Source organism: Paenibacillus sp. CR_12 (assembly GCF_041953985.1).
Taxonomy (GTDB): Bacteria; Bacillota; Bacilli; order Paenibacillales; family Paenibacillaceae; genus Paenibacillus_AQ; species Paenibacillus_AQ lautus_A.
The window spans coordinates 25,504-45,482 of record NZ_JAVFHO010000002.1; the positions used below are offsets into that span (position 1 = coordinate 25,504).

General features: G+C 51.0%; 14 protein-coding genes. 10 read left to right on the plus strand and 4 right to left on the minus strand.

From position 1 onward, the window contains the following. Nucleotides 1–92: 92 nt before the first annotated feature. The 4 genes from RB297_RS03905 to RB297_RS03920 all read left to right on the plus strand — a co-directional run bounded on the left by RB297_RS03905 (nt 93) and on the right by RB297_RS03920 (nt 2,736). The gene (locus tag RB297_RS03905) at nt 93–830 is read left to right on the plus strand and encodes a DUF4184 family protein (RefSeq protein ID WP_096773673.1); all 738 of its coding nucleotides are present in this window, start codon (nt 93–95) and stop codon (nt 828–830) included. Nucleotides 831–878: 48 nt separating this feature from the next. Continuing rightward, nucleotides 879–1,733 carry a protein phosphatase 2C domain-containing protein gene (locus tag RB297_RS03910; protein ID WP_375119801.1) on the plus strand — a complete coding sequence of 285 codons (855 nt, stop codon included), beginning with the start codon at nt 879–881 and terminating at the stop codon, nt 1,731–1,733. Nucleotides 1,734–2,030: 297 nt separating this feature from the next. Then, on the plus strand, nt 2,031–2,486 hold the full coding sequence (locus tag RB297_RS03915) for a hypothetical protein (protein ID WP_375119802.1): 456 nt from the start codon (nt 2,031–2,033) through the stop codon (nt 2,484–2,486). 79 nt (nt 2,487–2,565) lie between these two features. Beyond that, entirely contained in the window at nt 2,566–2,736 is a 171-nt protein-coding gene (locus RB297_RS03920) for a hypothetical protein (protein ID WP_176502398.1), read from the plus strand. 148 nt (nt 2,737–2,884) lie between these two features. On the opposite strand, the gene RB297_RS03925 is transcribed toward RB297_RS03920, so the two are convergent. From RB297_RS03925 to RB297_RS03940, 4 genes are all read right to left on the minus strand, one after another. Beyond that, on the minus strand, nt 2,885–4,084 hold the full coding sequence (locus RB297_RS03925; RefSeq protein WP_096773675.1) for a Ger(x)C family spore germination protein: 1,200 nt from the start codon (nt 4,082–4,084) through the stop codon (nt 2,885–2,887). Between the two features lies 1 nt (nt 4,085). Beyond that, nucleotides 4,086–5,618: a spore germination protein gene (locus tag RB297_RS03930; protein WP_375119803.1), complete on the minus strand. Its 1,533-nt coding sequence runs from the start codon at nt 5,616–5,618 to the stop codon at nt 4,086–4,088. After that, the gene (locus tag RB297_RS03935; RefSeq protein ID WP_375119804.1) at nt 5,619–6,704 is read right to left on the minus strand and encodes a GerAB/ArcD/ProY family transporter; all 1,086 of its coding nucleotides are present in this window, start codon (nt 6,702–6,704) and stop codon (nt 5,619–5,621) included. It abuts the gene before it with no gap. A gap of 597 nt (nt 6,705–7,301) precedes the next feature. After that, nucleotides 7,302–9,359: a GxGYxYP domain-containing protein gene (locus tag RB297_RS03940; RefSeq protein WP_277748917.1), complete on the minus strand. Its 2,058-nt coding sequence runs from the start codon at nt 9,357–9,359 to the stop codon at nt 7,302–7,304. Between the two features lie 316 nt (nt 9,360–9,675). Here RB297_RS03940 and RB297_RS03945 point away from each other — a divergent pair, with 316 nt between their 5' ends. The 6 genes from RB297_RS03945 to RB297_RS03970 all read left to right on the plus strand — a co-directional run bounded on the left by RB297_RS03945 (nt 9,676) and on the right by RB297_RS03970 (nt 19,921). Then, complete coding sequence (locus RB297_RS03945) at nt 9,676–10,818, plus strand: GntR family transcriptional regulator (RefSeq protein ID WP_192571938.1); 1,143 nt, start codon at nt 9,676–9,678, stop codon at nt 10,816–10,818. Nucleotides 10,819–10,986: 168 nt separating this feature from the next. Then, a complete protein-coding gene (locus RB297_RS03950) occupies nt 10,987–13,206 on the plus strand; it encodes a hypothetical protein (protein WP_375119805.1) in 2,220 nt (739 codons plus the stop codon). Between the two features lie 24 nt (nt 13,207–13,230). Then, nucleotides 13,231–16,305, plus strand: coding sequence for an alpha-mannosidase (locus RB297_RS03955; protein WP_375119806.1), 3,075 nt, complete (start codon nt 13,231–13,233; stop codon nt 16,303–16,305). A 49-nt stretch (nt 16,306–16,354) separates the two neighbouring features. Continuing rightward, nucleotides 16,355–17,281: an ABC transporter permease gene (locus RB297_RS03960; protein ID WP_015735218.1), complete on the plus strand. Its 927-nt coding sequence runs from the start codon at nt 16,355–16,357 to the stop codon at nt 17,279–17,281. A 12-nt stretch (nt 17,282–17,293) separates the two neighbouring features. Then, nucleotides 17,294–18,190, plus strand: coding sequence for a carbohydrate ABC transporter permease (locus RB297_RS03965; RefSeq protein WP_015735219.1), 897 nt, complete (start codon nt 17,294–17,296; stop codon nt 18,188–18,190). A 72-nt stretch (nt 18,191–18,262) separates the two neighbouring features. Then, complete coding sequence (locus tag RB297_RS03970; protein ID WP_036663045.1) at nt 18,263–19,921, plus strand: extracellular solute-binding protein; 1,659 nt, start codon at nt 18,263–18,265, stop codon at nt 19,919–19,921. The last annotated feature ends 58 nt before the right edge of the window (nt 19,922–19,979 follow it).

Sequence of the window (19,979 nt, forward strand, 5' to 3'; positions counted from 1 at the left end):
CGATTGATGAAAATATCGTATCCCTTAGAAGCGTGTTGATGCTAGAATAGTAAAAAATCGTTTATACATAAAATCAGCAGTTAGGAGAGATTATGCCTTTTACATTCGCGCATCCCGTCATCACGATGCCGTGGTGGAAGAAGAAGTCGTTACCGGTGTCCGCGCTCATTATCGGGTGCCTGGCGCCGGATTTTGAATATTTCATCCGTTTTCGGGCGGCTGGCGTATGGGGGCATGAGGGTCCGGGTATTCTCTTATTCAATCTCCCGATGATATTGCTGCTGTACGTTGTGTTTGAGAAGGTCATACGCCCGGTTCTGCACGTCTATTTACCTTCATGGTTCCCGTACCGCTGGCAGCGGGATGGCAAAACTCCAGTCTCTCCCATAGGGTGGCTGGCCGTAATCCTCTTAGGACTGGCAGGCGTTGGCACGCATCTGCTCTGGGATCAGTTCACGCACAAGGGAGCATGGATCGTCAATCAGATTCCGCTCCTTACGGAAAAGGTGCATATCGGTGCCTTACAAATTCCGGTGTACAAACTAGGCCAACACGGCAGCACCCTATTTGGCTTGGTCCTGACCGCATGGTGGATTCACCGTCATTTGTACGTATCGCCCACGAAAAGAGCGCATGCGCATCCGGTTATAACCTTTTGGTGCGTATTCGTTACGGTCTATATCCTTGCCATGTTCGCGGCCATGATGACGGTTGTAGAAGGGCGGGGACTGTCCTATGTATTGCAGCTTGTCGTCCCGGCCATTAGCAGCTTTCTGCTCGCACTGCTTGTAACTTGTCTCCTATTTTGGAATACGGCCAGGCGAAAATAACGAATCCAGCAAATAAACCAGAATTCATTGTGTAGGAGGGGCCAATTTATGGTAACCATTAAGCAGTACACCCTGAAGGGGATCCATTTCTTAAATGAAGATGCACTTATGATTCATGAGCAGGCCGGGTTGTACGGCGTGTTAGACGGGGTATCCTCCGTGGTTCCCTACCTCAGCGACAAGAAGGAAACGGGAGGGTACCTTGCCGCTCAAGCGGTGAAGAACTTTTTTGAATCACTGGATCAAGTGGGGCAGATTGCGGAGCATGCTGCGGCAGCAAACGATAAGTTAAGAGAGCTTATGCAGCAAGCCCATGTCGATATGGAGAAAAAAGACGGGCTCTGGGGAACGGCTCTTGCTCTCGTACGAATTCAGGAGGAACGGGTGGAATTCCTGCAGACCGGTGACTGCATGATCCTTGCCGTGTACCAGGACGGGGAGGTTCGACCGTTAACCTGGAGACAAGTCGCTCATTTGGAAACTCCAGCCATCGCGAAATGGGAGGAAGGCGTGAATCAGGGACTGACCCGTCAAGAAGAACTCCTCGGCACGGTAATAGATATCATTAGGGAGAACCGCTTTAAGAGCAACGTGAATGGAGGATACGGCGTCTTGAACGGGGATCCCCGTGCCGTTGATTTTCTCGAATACGGAAAAATCAATAGATCCCGATTAGCCCACCTGATTCTAATAACGGATGGTTTATTCTGGCCTGTGAACGACGTGCCGAGTGATCGATCCTATTGGGACTACATCGCGCAGCGTATACTGTTAAAAGGCCTTGAGCAGTATACGCATGAATTACAGGATATCGAAGAGGCTGACCCGGAATGTTTAACCCATGCAAGATTCAAGAAATCCGATGACAAGACGGGCATGGTGATTCATTTTAACGACCTATAGTTGCTCTATGACCACGCTCCTGCATTATGATAAAAGATTCCTCCGAAACACTGACATTAAGCTGGGTCAAGTTGATGCACAGACTCGGGTATGATGTTTACGGTGCGCATGGTAACGATGCCGGTGCCTTAGTCACACCGGAGCTGGCTATCCTGGATGCTAAACACATGATCAGTGTACATCTTACAGGAGGACTGGGCATCACCATGGGAGATCCGAGCGAACTGGAAGGAGCTAGTGACGAAGAGCTGGCTGAAATGACTCGTTTGGCTGAGCTGTTTGCAGGAGGCAGTGGTTATGCCCCTTATCTATCCAACCGTCAGTTACGGACTGCACGATTCGCCGGTCGCCGCGCTTGCTTACCTTATCGAGCGCTATAAGGAATTTGACGGATGGCCCAAAAATGACATCCCTCGGGAACCTATCCATAAAGATTTGCTCTTTACTAACGCTACCCTATATTGGTTGACGAGACTGCAGCCTCCTCGTCGGACGTATTATGATGGAGCAGCCGGGATGCCAACAGATCAAACGAAGGTACCGACAGGGGTTTCCCTCGGAGGATGCTCGATCTTCCGGCGAATGGCCGAAGCCAATAACCATATCGTGCATTGGTCGAATCTTGAAAGCGGCAGCCATATGGTTGCCATGTCCGATCCGGATTCACTCGTCAAGGATATAAGGGAGTTTTTAGCAAGCTTCGCGGCCAATCATAACGGTATACAAGCATCCTCTATCAACCATCCGATATAATAAGCGTGCTTTGCCTAACAACATTTTCATGTCCGAATCATATTTTATTGTAACGGCATGAAAGCGGGAGGTATGCAGTTTGGGCCGAGGAGTGCAACGTAAACGAAGACAGCAAGGGAAATCAAACAAAGCTACGGTTAAACAATTGGCGTTTATCGCAGCCATTTTGGTATTAATCGCCTCAGCCATAGGCCTCTACGTTGCTTATGATGACTTGTTTGAGGATGAAGATGTGGAAATTATCGTGTAGCCAAGTGCGTACGATCAACTTTACAAACAACGTTTATTTCATCTTTATCATATATGACATAGGAAGAAACATGGTTCAAAGCATAGGTAGCCGTTATTGATTCCAAGAACAGGCTGCCTTAATCATGGGTTCATTTAACGGCAGATCGTCAGGATCCTGCCTCTTTTTTGGTCGTAGGCGCAGCAGGTCCATTTTGATGAGGGAGCAGCTTCATGCCGGCATGATTCAGATGGACTTCGACATGAACCTTTTCCAAAGAACCTGCATCCATCGGTTGGGCAGACGACTGATTGATTTTTTTCCAAAGCCGGGTGTCTTTCTTAAACAAAACGTGCTCCAAGCTGTACAGATCTGTCTTTGAGGCAATTCCATTTTTATACGTAGATATAATCTCCTCCCGTACTTCCGCGGCCGCCTGGTTTTCCATTTCGGTTTTGTTCATGTCGTCGAGCGCTTCTACCACGTTACCTCCTAACTTCACGTTGATGCGGAATCGGGGCATTCCGTTGACAATGCTCAATTCCTTGCGAACTTTAGGATCCGACAATACGACGATCCCCGCGTATTCGCCGCTCTTATTCGTAATCATGACGGGAGAGCGTTTCGTATCGGTTTCCATCCAGCGCAGACCGGTGAGCTTGTCATTGGTGAAAAAGCCTTTCGATACTTCTTCGGATATAGCGTATACTCCGTTAATCACCAGCTTCGGATTTTCTTTTTGATTTAGACTCCAGGTTCCTTTATTGATCGATAGATTAGGAAGCAGCACCGTGCTTGCCGGTTCAGTGATCAGCGCCATGAAATCAAAATATCGAATCGGTACGATATAGGATCTCTGTTTATACTCTTCGGAAGGATCATGGGCTAACGTATTTAACGGGGATAGATTGAAGAAAGCTGGAACATTAAACAATTGTTCGATGGAGTCTTTTGTTCCAAATACCCAGGGCGTCATACGGATTTCTTGATATCGGCCGATCGTATCCAGTTTGGTTAGGACATTCGATTGTAAGACGGTATCACTGATGAGAATACAAGAGATATGGCTCCAGCTTGTCCGTAACTGCGCTGAATCATAGATGGCATTGACCGCCATGTCAAAGGTTTTGCCCCTGGTTTTGGAAGTCCATACTTGAGGGGGGGTATCCGTTTTTCCCGATTCGTTTTTGGCCACGGACGTAAAATCCATCATCTGGGTGTAAACAACAAAATCACCGTCCTCTTGGTCGATGCCGATGGCGGTGATGTAATTCATGTCTTGTATCTCCTTGATGTCCCAGCAGCCCGTTAACATATTGAGCATAACCGTTAACCATATTAATTTTAGGATATTGGTACAGTTTCTCATCTCACGTAGGTTCCCTTTCTTCAGATGTGTTATCTATATTCTGCAGCATTTCCGGTCGGTTTTTGTTGAAAGCCCACGGTTTTTTCAAGAGGGCATTCATCAAATCCTTGAAGGTCAGCGGCGATAGAGGAGCAAGGTACGAAAGTCCGAAGGATTCCAGTACGGAGAGGTATGCAACAAGACTGAATATTCCAATAAAGAATCCGAGCATGCCGAGCAAGGAAGACCATATCAGTACATAAAGACGAATAATGCTGACCGTCCCGCTTAGGGTCTGATTGACCAAGGTAAACGTTGCGACTGCAGTCGTCGCGGATACTACCAGCATGGTTGGCGACGTCAGGCCCGCACGGATGGCGGCATCACCGATAATGAGACCTCCTAATACTGCTATGGTTTGACCAACGGCTTTAGGCAGTCTGACCCCGGCTTCCCTGAACAGTTCGAACATGCCCAGCATCAATAAAATTTCCATTGGCGCCGACAGCGGTAGCCCGAATCGGGAGACCGTGACGGTCGCAAGAAGCAGAAAAGGAAGCTGATCCATGTTGTAGCATGTCAAGGCAACCCAAAATCCCGGGAGCATAATGGCAAGAAAGAGACCAAGCAGCCTTAGAAGCCGTTCAAATACAACAAAGTGGTAAGGAAAATAGGAGTCTTCCGGCGATTTTAACAACTCCAGCAAGTTGCAAGGCGCAATCAATGCCATCGGCGACCCATCCACAAGGATGACAAAGCGTCCTCTTAGCAAGCATTCCACGACAAAATCCGGCCTTCCAATGTAGTCCATGAGCGGAAACAGGGAGAGGGTCGAATCGGAAAGTGCCTCCTCCAGCTGACCGCTGGTTACTAGGGCATCGACATGGATGCTTTTTAAGCGCACCTTTGCCTCGTTGATAACTTCCGGGCGTATGATATCGGAAATATACAGAAGGGCTACTCTGGTCTGGCTGCGATCGCCAATCATCATTTGCTCATTGTGGAGCGTGGCCGTACGCAATCTTTTTCGAACGAGTGCCACGTTCATGTTAAGATCTTCCGTAAAAGAGTCGCGCGCCCCTTTGATGGCCACCTCTGTATTGGACTCATCAGGTTGTCTATTGGGAAGCGAGGCAATATCAATGGAATAAAAGCACTTCTCTTTTGAAAAAAATAGGATCATTCGTCCGGCAAACAGAAGTTTAACGACATCGGCAGGCTGCTTGATTTTGCTCCATTCCATCGATTTATCCAGTTCTCTGGCTAAAGGTTCCCAATCCTTGAAGTGTTCCAGTTTTTCTTCCAGATCCGGCAGCACATATTGTGTCATCAGCATGGTATCAACCATCCCTTCGCTATACAGCAGCAATACGGGGATAGCATCTTCATGATTTCCTGGGAAAGATTTGATGATGACATCCGCGGAGTTGGCAAACATGGATCGCAGGGCTTCCTCATCCAATGCGTCGGATGCAGGTTGCCTGTCCACTGCGACCGAGGATGGTTTCTTTTTTCGGCGGAACATACTATTTCGATTTCTGTAGTTTGACATCATCTACCCTCCTTTGGTATTAGCTCGAAATGTGACAGCAATGGCAATCAACAACGTCAGCGAAGAAAGGAAGACAAGGTAGGATGGCGAATATTTGCCCAGCACGAATAACTCGATTTGCCGATCGATGACCGGGATCAACGAGATGATGGATGTGGTAACACCCATCCCTAACAGGTACCACAAGCGCCGTTTGGTTTTTTTAAAGGAAATGCCGTCCGCAATAATAAACAGGAACAGGGATATACGAATTAACGTCCCCGATATCCATTGGTACAATGCCAGAAAATCGACATGGGTGATATATTTCGTTATGGTGACCAGCATCCACTGCTCGTACGCAGGATAGCGGGATTCCATGGCGGGAACAGGACCGAATGTAGCTATAGCTCCCATCAACGGTCCCAGCGTGAGCCCTCCCAGCAAAATAGACAATATGACGATCGAGAGGTATTTCATCCTTCGTTTCATGTGATGCTGAAGATAGATCAGCACAATCATTTCCATGAATCCACCGCCGGCCACGAGCATGCTCTTGAGCATGGGCGTATAACCTTCCAAGAAGAGCGGCGTCAACAAGGTATAGTCTTTATATTCCAAATTAGAAACGGCAACAAAATGGCCCAACACCCATACAATGGGAAGCAAGATTCCCGATATGATGGCTATCGAGCGAATGCCGTTATTCGCCACATACACGCATAGGACGATAATGGTGAGCGAGACGACTGTTTTGGGTGTTTGCGGCAGGTAGGTGACCTGAATCCACGTCACCGTTTCTCGCAAAATCACCATGGACATCCAGAAAAAATAGAGCGTTGTTGAGCTAACGAAGATCCAGCCTATCACGGGTCCGAAGCTGTCTTTGAACCATGCGAAGATGGATTGTTGACCGGTGCGCTTCATAATGAAAAACAAGATATACACCCAGCCAATATGCAGGATCATGGTTAGCAGCGTGCCCATCCACGCGTCCCGGCCTGCTTTCTGCAGAAGAAGCGGGATCAGGACAACGTGATTGGTGATGCCCAAGGACAGCAGCATGATGAAGTAAACGTCGATTAGGGATATCTTTTTGTTTGCGGCCATAATACTAATCTCCATATGAGGGAATACATGCTAATTCGATACAGTGAGTATTCACCATTTGCCGTTTTTTATGTATGGAGCGATGAAGCACGGCCGTAATATGGCTGCGAATCGTATGGGGAAAGGATCTTATCGCCATGTGATCGTGGACTGCAATAGAGTAGGGAAGAGAGCCGGTCCTCAGATCGGCTGTCGAAACGATGTGGTTTTTGCGATTACCCAAGAAATAATTCAGCCTCTTCTCCAGGCTCCGAGCAGGCAAGGAATTGTATTTCCTTTTTAAGAGGTGAAGAGATGAGAGGTGCGAGGAGAGACGAAGTAAAGGCAAATTCAGTACGATTTTATTGGAGGCACAGCTCAGATTGCAGGATGATGAAGGATAGTAGAGATTATTATTTAATGGTATTAATCAATTAATTCACGGCATTAACTAAATATATTTAATGATATTAATTACATATAGTTAATGCCGTGAAATACAATGAAAGACCCGGCCACTAAGACGGGGGAATTCAATAATAAAACAGGCAGCGCAGACCCGATTGGATTGGGCCTGCGGCTGCCTTAAGGATTATGCAGTCGCTTAATAAGACATCATCATTTCTTGCTTGCCGGCAAGCCGTAGCTTTCACGGATCAAGGAGAAATAGTGATCGGCGCGTACAACCTTGAAGTCTGCTCCAAGCTGTTCGGTTAGAGCCAGCGCATCCGACGGAGTCATGCTCCAGGCAAGCATGCCGAGGGAAACGAAGAGCGGTGATTTGCCGTCCCAATTCGCCTTGGCCTCATTCAGGACCTGCAAGCCGTCCTGCACGGTGCTGATCCCGCGGATCGTTGACACGGGCAGGCTGTCGCCAACGATTTCAACCCCGTATCTGTCTTCATAGCTAATAAATAAACCGGGTACGTTATATTCCTCCTCATATGCTTTTGCTTTAAACGGAGATAATGGCACATTCTGACTATCGACTCGATTCAGAACATATGGGATCGTCATTCCCGTCTTTTTCAGGTATTTCTCGGTAGACCGCAAAAACTGCTGAAAGCTTGCATCCGGCCATGGGCTTGGGTAAAAATATCCGGCACCGGACGGCCCGGCAATCAGCAAATCGTTCTCTGTAGCCGAATTGAGATAATAATTCAATATCGCTGGAGCACCTTCATAAAGCAGTGGACTGGAGGTCCAGTTGATCGGGACTTTGCCGCGAGCCGGGTCATCCCACATGACGCGCATGCGATGCTGGTTGTATTGGAAGTTGTCGCCTTCCGTAAAAGTATATGTTACATAAATCTTGTTCTCCAGAGCTGGCTGCGGAGGTGTTTTCGCCAGCTTGAAGTTTGGCTTGGTTCCCGAGAAGACGGTCAGATTGCTGAACCAGTCGGCCGCCAGCACATAAACGCCATATCGGGAAGCGATCTCGACCGAGCTGAACTCGCCTTCCACATCGTTGCTGAACCAGCCGAGGTACGGGGTACCCGGCTTCACACCGGACAGGATTTTTTCGAACAGCGCTTTTTGCTCAGGGACATTGGAATCCAGCCAGAATACCATCGCTTTGTTGGCTACGGCGTAATCTCTTAAATAACCATAGGGTTCCTGCTGCTCAGCAGATAGCGGACGGATATTTCCCGCGGAAACCTTATACTGGTTCCACATATCCACTTCGGCGACCAGGTTCTTGGTTCCGGCAGGAGGAGTGAATTCGTACACAAAATAACTGCCGTTATCGGCGAAGCGGTGACCGCCTTGTCCTTCACCGAACTTGGAATTTTGCCGATCATATAGATAGGCCTCTTCTTCCGGTGTACCTGCGATGAAACTCGCGATCACGTTGCCGTCAGCCTTGACCGTTACTTCGTGTACGGCAGGGCCCCAACCGTCCTGGGTGAAAGCATCGTCAAACCGAAGATATACCTCTGATTTTCCCAAGAGAGAGGATAAATCAAGCTGGTAAGTATCACGATTGCTTGCATCGCGAATCTGCTCCTTCTCCTCTGCAATCGTTACAAACGATTCCGGGAGGCCGGAAGGAATTCGGATCGCCGTATCCGGATCCAGTCCGACTAACATCTGATGATTCGTCTGCTTCCACAGATTCTCGTACTGCCAGGTGTAAGCTTCGAGCCGGTTATCGAATTTGCCGCGCAAATCATCCAGCGTCTTCAAGTTATAAGGGGCTTTGGACAATTGGGCGGCCAGCTCCGGACTGGCAACGACAGCCTTCTTCAGTCCTGCGAGGGTGGTGGCGACATTAATCGTGTCGGGAACTTCCGGATCATATACAATCATGCCTTTGGCTTCGCCACGATAAGCAGCGAATACGTCCCAATAGTCTTCATGAAGCGTATAAGGCACGTTTATATCTTCAAGCCAGGTCATTTTCCCTTCTTCCTGGGACTCAATCAAATAGATTCGGGGCTGTTCCCGGTTAACGATCCCCTGCAAGGTTCCTAACAGCAATTTAATGTCACCTGGCGCATCATAAATATCTGCGACATCCAAATGCTTCGGTTTCTTGAAACTTGGCAGTTCGCGGTTATTGGAACCGTCAGGTTTGGCTGACCGTGCATCCGTATCCGAAGCATAAACTGCGCCGCCGCTTAATGAAAAAGCACAAAGGATGGCTAAACAGAGAATCGTGAATCTACGAGCCATGGCGAATTCACTCCTTGTTATGGTCTGTTGTCAATTGGAAGCGCGTGCTCATCCGTTAACATTCACCCCTCCTTTTTGGCACCAACATCGTGTAGCACATCGCTTACCAACACATATTTAATATATTCAAATATAACTTTACAAGAGGTTCGACAAAACTTCCTATGATTCTTGCAAATCAGGCATGTTAAACGCTATCCTATCAAGGTATTGTCGTAATTGGCCGTTGTCAGCTCATGCTTGTTTATTGCGCTTGTATGTGTAAGGATATATTATATATTTCAAATATCATGAATGAATTGGTGATGTGATTAGTATGAGTACAAATGATCGAATTCCGTTGTATCAGCAAATCCAGGACTATATCCGACACGTCATAGCATCAGAAAATATGAAGCCCGGTGATCGCATACCGACAGAGAAGGAGCTGATGGACCAGTTTCATGTCAGCAAGATAACGGTTGCCAATGCGCTGACCGGATTAGCGAACGAGAAATTGATTGCCCGCGTGCCGGGCAAAGGAAGCTTTGTTGCAGAAGAAACGGACTTCTTACCCGGAGCGCAGCCGTCGGCTTCGTCGCACAAGGGAAGAGAAAGGACTCTGGCAACGGGCATGATTGGCGTGATTATGCCCACCATTCATGATTACTTTGCCATGAGACTCATTGAGGGGATCGAGCAGGCTCTTAGTGACGAAGGTTACCGCAGCATGATCATGCTGACGGACGGCAAACTTGACAAGGAAAAAGACGCCATCAAGGATCTGAAGGCTCTCGGAGCCGAAGGCCTGCTTATTTTCCCGATCGACGAGGAGAACTACAACGAGGAGATACTGGGCATGAAGCTGTCCGGTTTTCCTTTTGTGTTGATCGACCGGTATTTGCCTGGCGTCGAGACGCATTATATTGCGGCCGATGGAAGGCGGGGCACCAGGCTCGCCGTTGAGCATCTATGGGAGCTTGGGCATCGTGATATCGCCATCTGCTCGGATTCTCCCCTTCAGACCGTGACGGTTCAGGAGCGGATCGAAGGGTACATCGATGCATTGAAGGACAAAGGCGCGCTCATCAATCCGGCGCATATGATTACGGATTTCAAACCGCTGAACGTGCTCAAGGATGCGGAAGCCCACCCGTTATACCGTTACATCCGAAATCGCATGGTAACCGCCTATATTTCGCTTAACGGGAGACTGGGCGTGCAGATCTATCAGATGGCAAAGCAAGCGGGGCTTAGGGTGCCAGAGGACGTATCGATCGTCAGCTTCGACGATCCGACTTCCATCGTGGAGGAATTCAGCATTTTTACCCATGTCAAGCAGTTTGAGCGGGATATGGGATATCAAGCCGCCGGCAAACTTCTGGAAGTGCTGCGCGGCACAGGAGAAGCCAAGAGTTACAGCAAAATACTGATTGAGCCCGAGCTTGTGGTTCGCCAAACATCAGGCCAGGTTCCATGAACTTAATATTCACGCCAAAAATAAGCCTTTTCCGTCATCCAACGGAGAAGGCTTTTTTAATTCGAATAAAAAACATATTGAATATATTAATATTATATATTATATTCTAGAAAATGATGGAGGTTATGAAGCGACAGTACATTTAACCTGAGCAGGGAGGTATAAAACGTGCCGAGAGATCGCAGGGAAGAACGAACCGGGTTTCAAGAGTCTGCACCGTATCACCCCGACTATGATCTTCAGACAGACTTCGTGATGGTTTATGGGATTGACGAAACCATGCCTGAGCGGATTTCGAAATGGAAAGAGAAAGGATACATCGTCCATCTGATGACCGGAGTCGCTTGGGGGCAATACAACAGCTACCTGGACGGGGAGATAGACGGCGTACCCCATTGGGATGAAGCCCAGAAGGATCGCCATGGGGAGATGATCCTGCATGGCAAACAACCGGTCATTCCTTACATGGTGCCTACGATTTCCTTTGGCCGCTTCATCGCGGACCGAATACGCATCGCGGTGGATGCGGGCGTGGAAGCCATTCATCTGGAAGAGCCTGAATTTTGGGTGAACGGAGGTTATTCGGAAGCGTTCAAACGGGAATGGCTGCTGTATTACAAGGAGCCATGGATTCCGCCGCATGCTTCGCCAGACGCACAATACCGGGCTTCCAAATTGAAAGCGTATTTATATACCCGCGTGCTCGACCGGTTATGCGCAGAGATGAAGGATTACGCGTTAAAACGTTATGATCGAATCCTTCGCTTTTACGTTCCGACGCATAGTTTGATCAACTACACCCAATGGCGAATCGTAAGTCCGCAATCGGCGCTCGTGGAGCTCCCGTCCATAGACGGGTACATTGCACAGATCTGGACGGGTACCTCCCGGACGCCGAATGTATATGAGGGGCTGCGGAAGGAGCGGACATTTGAAACCGCTTACCTCGAATACGGCGTGATGCAGGAGCTGGTTCGGGGAACGGACAGACGCATGTGGTTCCTCCATGACCCGATTGAAGATAATCCGAACCACACGTGGGCGGATTACAAGCAGAACTATCTAAAAACCGTGGTCGCATCACTGCTGCATCCCGGGGTCTCCCATTATGAAGTATCGCCATGGCCGCGGCGAATCTTTAAAGGGACATATCCTTCCGAAGACGGTTCAGGCAAAGAGTCCATCCCGTCCGACTATGCAACGACGCTGCTCCAGGTCATGCATACGCTGGGCAACATGGACCAGAAAGTGATCGAATCGGCGGAAGACGACTTGCAAGTCGGCGTTCTAATTGCAGACTCCGCGATGTTTCAGCGAATGAAGCCTGAGCCTGGAGCGCCCGATGCCGGGAAATATCCCGAAGGTTTTCAGGAGGCGGGCGACACGGAGCTTCTCGATTTCTCTCCGTTTTACGGTCTGACGCTGCCGCTGCTGAAGCATGGCATCCCGGTACGCACGCTTCAGCTTGATAATGTAAGGCGTTATCCGGGTTATTTGGTTCCATATCGCGTCCTTGTGCTGAGCTATGAATTCATCAAGCCGGAGTATCCTGACATTCATAATGCCCTCGCGCAGTGGGTGCGGGATGGCGGCGCACTGATCTATGTCGGCGATGACAGCGATCCGTACCACGGCATACGCGCCTGGTGGAACGCGGAGCTCGAGAGCGGAGCGTTCGGCTCGAAGTACAACTCCCCGCGGGAGCATTTGTTTGAGCAGCTTGGCCTGAAGGGGAAAGCGGAAGGAATCCATCAGGCAGGAAAAGGCATTGTATGCTGGCTGGATCAGCATCCGGCCGACCTGACCTTGTCGAAGGAAGGGGCTGACCGGCTGCGCCGCTCCGTCCAGGCTGCGATAGAAGCGCTACTCGGCACGGTACCGCCCTGGCATGCCAAGCATTATTTCAAGCTGCAGCGCGGTCCTTATATCATTGCTTCGGTTCTGGAGGAGTCCGTCACCGATAAAGACTTGACGATCTCGGGTCCTGTCGTGGACTTGTTCGATTCGAAACTCTCCGTTCATGATCAAATTACGTTAAGCCCGGGGAAACAGGCGCTTCTCTATGATGTTGAAGCCGGTCGTCCTTCCGGAGGCAAAGTGTCCATCATCGCAGCTTCCTCCAGAATCGAAGAGCTCGACCAATCGGACGCCGGGTTCCGATTCACAGCCAAGGGACCGGCCAATATGCAGGCCAGCGCAAGGCTGTATTGTCCGACCGAGCCGGCGTCCGTCCAGTACGTCACCGGGAATCAAGCGATGCCTGCCGACTGGGTATGGGATCGAGAGTCGTTAACCGTCCTGCTGCAGTACGAACACGGTGCGGCGAACCAGGCCGTGATTCAAGTGGATTGGATACCCCAATCCGTGACGGAACCTGCAGCCGACTGATGCAATAGAGAGGAGCAGATCATCATGCCATACGAACCGATAAGGCTTGAACCGTTGAAACAAATGTTAAACAAACTCCGGGAAGCCATCTATGAGCCGGTTGCCGAGTTGGAAGTGACGGCATGGGTTACGCCTGAACCCGTATCGTACTCGGATCGAAAGACGGGAACGAAAATGACGCTTGTCCATGGACAGCGATGGGGGGAGCTGTGGGACTGCGCCTGGTTCCGTTTTGCCGGGAGCGTTCCGGAGCATAGCCGGAAGGAGGATCTCGTCCTCCTGCTGGACATTAACGGCGAGTTGTGTTTGGCGGATCCGAACGGATCGCCGGTACAGGGATTGACCACCGTGAATTCGGAATTCGATTTTTCCTTAGGGCTCCCCGGCAAACGTGTCGTCCGGCTTCATGACATGTTCCTGACCGGATCGGATATTGAAGTTTGGGCCGATGCGGGCAATAACGATCTCTTTGGCAAATACCGGGGAGGAACTTTGAAAGAAGCCGTCATCGCCAGCTGCCGGGAAGATATCCGGAGCCTATATTACGATGTCGAGGTACTCTTGGAAGCTGCCGAGCAGCTCCCGGCGGGAACCGCCCGCAAAGAGAGAATCTATCAGGCGCTGTATGACGTTTCGTTACGGCTCACGGATTTCTCGCCGGAGCGCGTCGCGGAGGCGAAGAAGAAGCTGGCTGAACCATTGAGCCTGAAAGGCGGCGATCCGGTCTTAACGATCAGCGCCGTGGGTCACGCGCATATCGATTTGGCCTGGCTGTGGCCGATCCGCGAAACGATCCGGAAAGGCGCCAGAACGTTCTCGACCGTCCTTCGCATGATGGAACGCTACCCGGACTACGTGTTCGGGGCAAGCCAGCCCCAGCTATATGACTGGATGAAGCAGCATTATCCGGCACTGTATGAACAGATCAAGGAACGGGTGCGCGAAGGAAGATGGGAACCGCAGGGAGCCATGTGGGTAGAATCGGATACCAATGTGCCGGGCGGGGAATCACTGGTTCGTCAGATCCTGTACGGGAAGCGATATTTTCAACAGGAATTCGGGTTGGAGATGAAATCGCTCTGGATGCCGGACGTGTTCGGTTACTCCGCCAGCCTGCCGCAGCTGCTCAAAAAGTCCGGCGTGGATTATATGATGACCCAGAAGCTCTCATGGAGCGAGTACAACCGGCACCCTCACCATTCCTTCCTCTGGGAAGGCATCGACGGCTCCGCTGTACTGACCCATATGCCTCCTGAAGATACGTACAACAGTCCGGCAGCCCCTCGTTCCATCGCCAAAGCGGAGCGGGAGTATTTAGATAAGAACGTATCCGGCCATGCTTTGATGCTCTTCGGCATTGGAGACGGCGGCGGCGGTCCGGGCGAAGAGCATTTGGAACGGCTGGCTCGCGAGGAAAACCTGCTCGGTTTGTCTCCCGTCCGGCAAGAGCCTTCGTGGAAGTTCTTCGAACGGTTGAATGAAGAGCGCGAGTCGTTCCAGACGTGGCGCGGGGAGCTCTACCTGGAGAAGCATCAAGGAACCTTGACCAGTCAGGCCCGGAGCAAGCGTTACAACCGGAAGATGGAGAAAGCGCTGCGCGAGCTGGAGTTTGCTTCCGTGCTGGCAGCCCGGCTAGGGCGGGATTATCCAGCTGAGACGCTGGAGACGATCTGGAAGGAAGTCCTGCTGTATCAGTTCCACGATATTCTTCCGGGATCTTCGATCAAGCGGGTGTACGATGAGTCGCTGGCGCGGTATGAAGAGCTGCTTGGGCAGACGGAAACCATGATTGCCGACACCTACAGCTATTTAGCTGACCATATAGCACGCAGTGACACGGCTTCCGCGCAAACCGTCATCTTCAATTCGCTGCCTTGGGAGCGGCGAGAGTGGCTGCGCATGAACGGACGCTGGCATCACGTGCAGGTTCCATCGATGGGATATGCAGTTTTATCGAATGACGCCGGCCTGGAAGCGGATGGAGAAGCCGCATCCTCCTCTGAAATCTTGACTAAAACGCCAGAGGCGGGCGCAGACGCTGCAGCTGAAGGACGAAGCCTGGAGAACGACAAGGTCATCGTGACGTTCGATCAAAACGGGGCTATCCTGTCGGTTCTGGATAAAGCGGAAAACCGCGAAGTCATCCAGCAGGGACGATTAGGCAACGATCTTCGTGTGTATCATGACGACGGGGACGCATGGGATTTCCGCCATGACTATGCGGCGAATCCGGGTACACGGTTACACCTGCTGAGCATGCGGGAGCTTCGGGAGGGGCCGAGGATCGGGCTTGTCTTCGAGTACGGTTACGGGGAGTCCTCGCTGACCCAGACCGTCGTGCTGACGGCGGGCAGCCGGCGCATCGATTTCGAGACGGACGTCGATTGGAGGGAGAATGGCAAGATGTTAAGAACGTCGTTCCCCGTTAATATTCGCACGGATCAGGTCCACTGCGAAATCCAGTTCGGCAGCCTGAGCAGACCGACTCACCGCAATACGCTGTGGGATTTTGCGAAGGATGAGATCTGCGCACATCAATGGGTGGACTTATCGGAGCCGGATTATGGCGTCGCGCTGCTCAATGATTGCAAGTATGGCCATCGCGCCATCGATAACGTGCTGGATCTCCATCTGCTCCGCAGCAGCTCCTATCCCGATCCGGAGGCGGACCGCGCGGAGCATCGATTCACGTATTCGGTGTATCCGCATCAAGGGAATCATGTGCAAGCCGAAATCTACCGAAGAGGCCATGAACTAAACGTCCCGCTTCGCACGGTGTCCTTGCCTGACGTATCGGATCAGGAGACAAGAAAGCTGCCTTTATCCCAAGCGTTTCTCAGGCCCGATCATCCGCACATCATGGTGGAGTCCGTCAAAAAAGCCGAGGACGGGGACGATATCATCGTTCGTCTGTATGAAACTTCGGGAACGCATGCGGGAACGTCGCTTCGGCTTGGATTTCAAGCCGCCGAGGCCTGGATTGCCGATCTGATGGAGAACCGCCTTACGCAGCTGAAGCTGAACGAGCCGTCTGAAATCGCGCTATCCTTCACGCCGTTTGAAATCATCACGCTGCGGTTGAATGTACCAGAACTATAGAGGAACGGGGCGGCATCGCCGCCCCATGTGAGAAAGGAGAGGTGGGAATGTGAACAAGTCACGATGGACAAGCAACCGAGTATTCAAGCGAATTTGGCAGCACAAGCTCTTTTACTTGTTCATGCTGCCCGGCATCGTCTGGTTTTTTCTGTTTTCCTATGTGCCCTTGTACGGAATTCAAGTTGCCTTCAGGGACTACACCTTCATAGGCGGATTTACAGGCAGCCCCTGGGCCGGATTCAAGTACTTCGAACAATTCTTCAATTATTATCAGTCCGGGGACATCATCCGCAACACGGTCATCATCAGCCTCATGAAGCTGCTGATCGGATTTCCGATGCCGATCATTCTTGCGCTCCTGCTGAATGAAGTCCGGAAGATGAAATTCAAGAAGACGATTCAGACCCTGTCTTACTTGCCTTATTTCGTATCCTGGATCGTGGTCGTCACCTTGATGCAGCGGCTGCTGACCCCATACGGCGGTCCGGTCAATGACCTCTTGGGCTCGTTCGGGGCCGAGTCGATCCAGTTTCTGAACAATCCAACCTGGTTCTATCAGATGATTGTAGGTTCCGATATCTGGAAGAACATCGGCTGGAATTCCATTATCTTTATGGCCGCCATTGCGGGCATCGACCAGCAGCTTTACGAAGCTGCCAAAATGGATGGCGCGGGGCGCTTCAAGCAGATGTGGCACGTGACGCTTCCAGGTATCCGCAATGTGGCCATCATATTGTTTATTCTCGCGGTGGGCAATTTGATGAGCGCGGGGTATGAACAGCTCCTGCTCCTGAACGGACCGGCGACTGCCAGCATGGGCAGCGTTCTGGACGTGCACGCCATCAACTCCGGTATCCGGGAAGGACGACTCAGCTACGCAGCGGCCGTCGGGCTATTCCAAAGCATCATCGGGCTCATCCTGGTTCTGACGGTCAATCGGATCGCCCGCAAAGTCAGCGATGTATCCCTGTTCTAAGGAGGTGACGTAATGAAACGCAAATGGTCTTTCTTCTCGGTGTTTAACTACACGTTTCTCGCATTGATCGGCTTCTCCATGATCTACCCGTTCATATACATTTTGGCGTATTCCTTGAATGACGGCAAAGATTCGATGATGGGGGCCATCTATTTCCTTCCCCGTAAATTCACGCTGGAGAACTATGCCCAGGTGTTCGATAACGCCCGTATATGGAAGGCATACCAAATTACGCTCATGCGCACCGTGCTCGGAACATTCCTGCATGTGGTGCTGTGTACGCTCATGGCCTATGCGCTTTCCAAGAAGACGCTGCCCGGCCGTTCCTTTTTTACCTTCTACATCTTTCTGCCGACGATTTTCAGCGCCGGGTTCATCCCGTTCTTCATTACGCTGCAGAAGCTGCATCTGATCAATACCTTTTGGGTGTACGTGCTGCCGATGCTGTTCAATTTCATGCACATCGTCATCATTCGCACCTTCCTGCAAGGCATACCGGAGGAGCTGGAGGAATCCGCCCGCATTGACGGTTACGGCGATTTTCAAATCTTCGTTCGGATCATACTGCCGCTCTCGGGACCGGTGCTGGCAACCATCTCCCTCTTCATCGGGGTGGCCCATTGGAATGATTGGTTCTCGGGCGCATACTACGTATCCAACAAAGACTTGATCCCGGTGCAGACCTTATTGCAAGAGATGCTGACCGAAGCAGAAGCGTTATCCAATTCGATGCAGCGCGCGGCGCAGCAGGGTGGTCAGACGGTAGGCGGAACCAGCGGGGCAGGCGCGACGCCCGAATCGCTTCGCATGGCCTTGCTTGTCATCACGGTCTTCCCGATCCTGTGCATTTATCCGTTCCTGCAGCGATATTTCGTAAAGGGGGTTATGATCGGTTCGGTTAAAGGTTAGGTCATCCTGACCCGGAATTTGTCCAAAGCTTTACCAAGATCATTGATATCCATATTCCAGGAGGCGATTGGTTTGAAGAGGATTTGGTCGAAAGGCGTATCCGCATTGCTCGTGTCCATCATGGTTGGAGGTTTGCTGATCAGCTGCACGAATTCATCAGGGAACGGAGATAACGGAGAAGGCGCAGAAGGAGAGAATTCATACAAACTCAAAATATTACACAATTGGAATGGCTCAAACGGTTCCGATGCGATGACGCCGGTCGAAGAAGTCATCAAGGAGAAGACGGGCGTTACCCTGGAGTGGGAATATACCAAGGGCAGCGAGACGGAAAAGGTCAATCAGATCTTCGCGACCCAGGATCTGCCCGATATCTATACCGGACCTGCCTGGGGCGGTGAACTGGACGGAATCATCAAGGCGGCCAAAGAAGGACAATTGGTCGATATCTCCGAGAAATTGAAGGATTATCCGAACTTGTCCAAATCCATCGCGGAAGAAAATGTCCCGCCGGCATTGTATGAAAAAGCGATTAACGCTTACGACGGCAAAAAGTATCTGCTGCTGCAAAATCAGCCGGCGACCAACGAAGATGGCATGGACTGGCTCTACGGCTTCTATGTGCGCAAAGACATCGCCGAGAAGGTTGGCGTTGATCCGCAATCCGTCGTGACGAAGGACGATTTCTATAACTTCCTCAAAAAAATCAAGGATGCCAATCTGCAGGAGAACGGCCAGCCCGTCTTTCCGCTGGGCGGCTTCAGCAACGGCTGGGCCGTCGGCATCGGCAACACCATGTTTTATTCCGGAGCGAGTTACGTAGACAAAGGCGACGGCACGCTCGAGCATAACTTCTTCACCAAGGGCTACGAAGAATACACGCTGTTCTATCGAAAGCTGGTTGAAGAAGGGCTGATGGATCCTGAAGCCTTCACCCAGACGGACCCGATTGCCAAGGAAAAAATCAATCAAGGCCGCATCGCCATCCTGGCCGCCCACTACCCGGCTATCCTGGATGCTTCCAAGGAATATGTCTCTTCGCATCCGGGCAGCGACTACATTCCGCTCGGCCCGCTGGAGCGCGCTGACGTCGAACCGGACAGGCCTGTCGATCTCGGAATTCAAGGCAACAATGTGACGGCGATCACCAAGAACTGTAAAGGCGCTTGCGTGGATGCCGCGCTCAAGTTCCTCGACTTTATGGCTTCCGATGAAGGCTTTATGCTGGCTAGGTACGGGGTGCAGGGCGTTCACTGGGACATGAAGGACGGCAAGCCTGTCGCGAATCAGGAATGGTTTGACAAATTCAGCACGGACACCAACATGAAGCTGCGCAAGAACGAAGGCATCAGCATCGGCCTGGAATCGCTGACAGGGCTTGACCGCATCAATTCCGCTGCGGGAGGAGACATCTGGGCGGAACAAGAAAGGCTGGACGCGATGGAGAACGCTCGCAAAATCCTCCGTCCGAACGGCATTCAGGTCATTACGGCGTACAACCCCGGCGATGTCATCACCAAAGCGCCGGAATGGGAAATGCTGAAGCCTTCGATGGATCGGATGGGCGATGCGTGGAAGGAAGCGGTTTTTGCCAAATCGGATGAAGCCGCCATGAGCATTATCAACGAACTGCGGGAACAGCTCCGAAAGACCGGTTACGATAAGGCGATGCAGTTCACGAATGAAAATCTGAAGGGGAAAGACGTTGTGACCGTTCAAATGCCGAACTAATCATATCCATGATCAGGGGAGCCCGTTAATTAGGAAGGCTTCGCATGACCTTGTCATC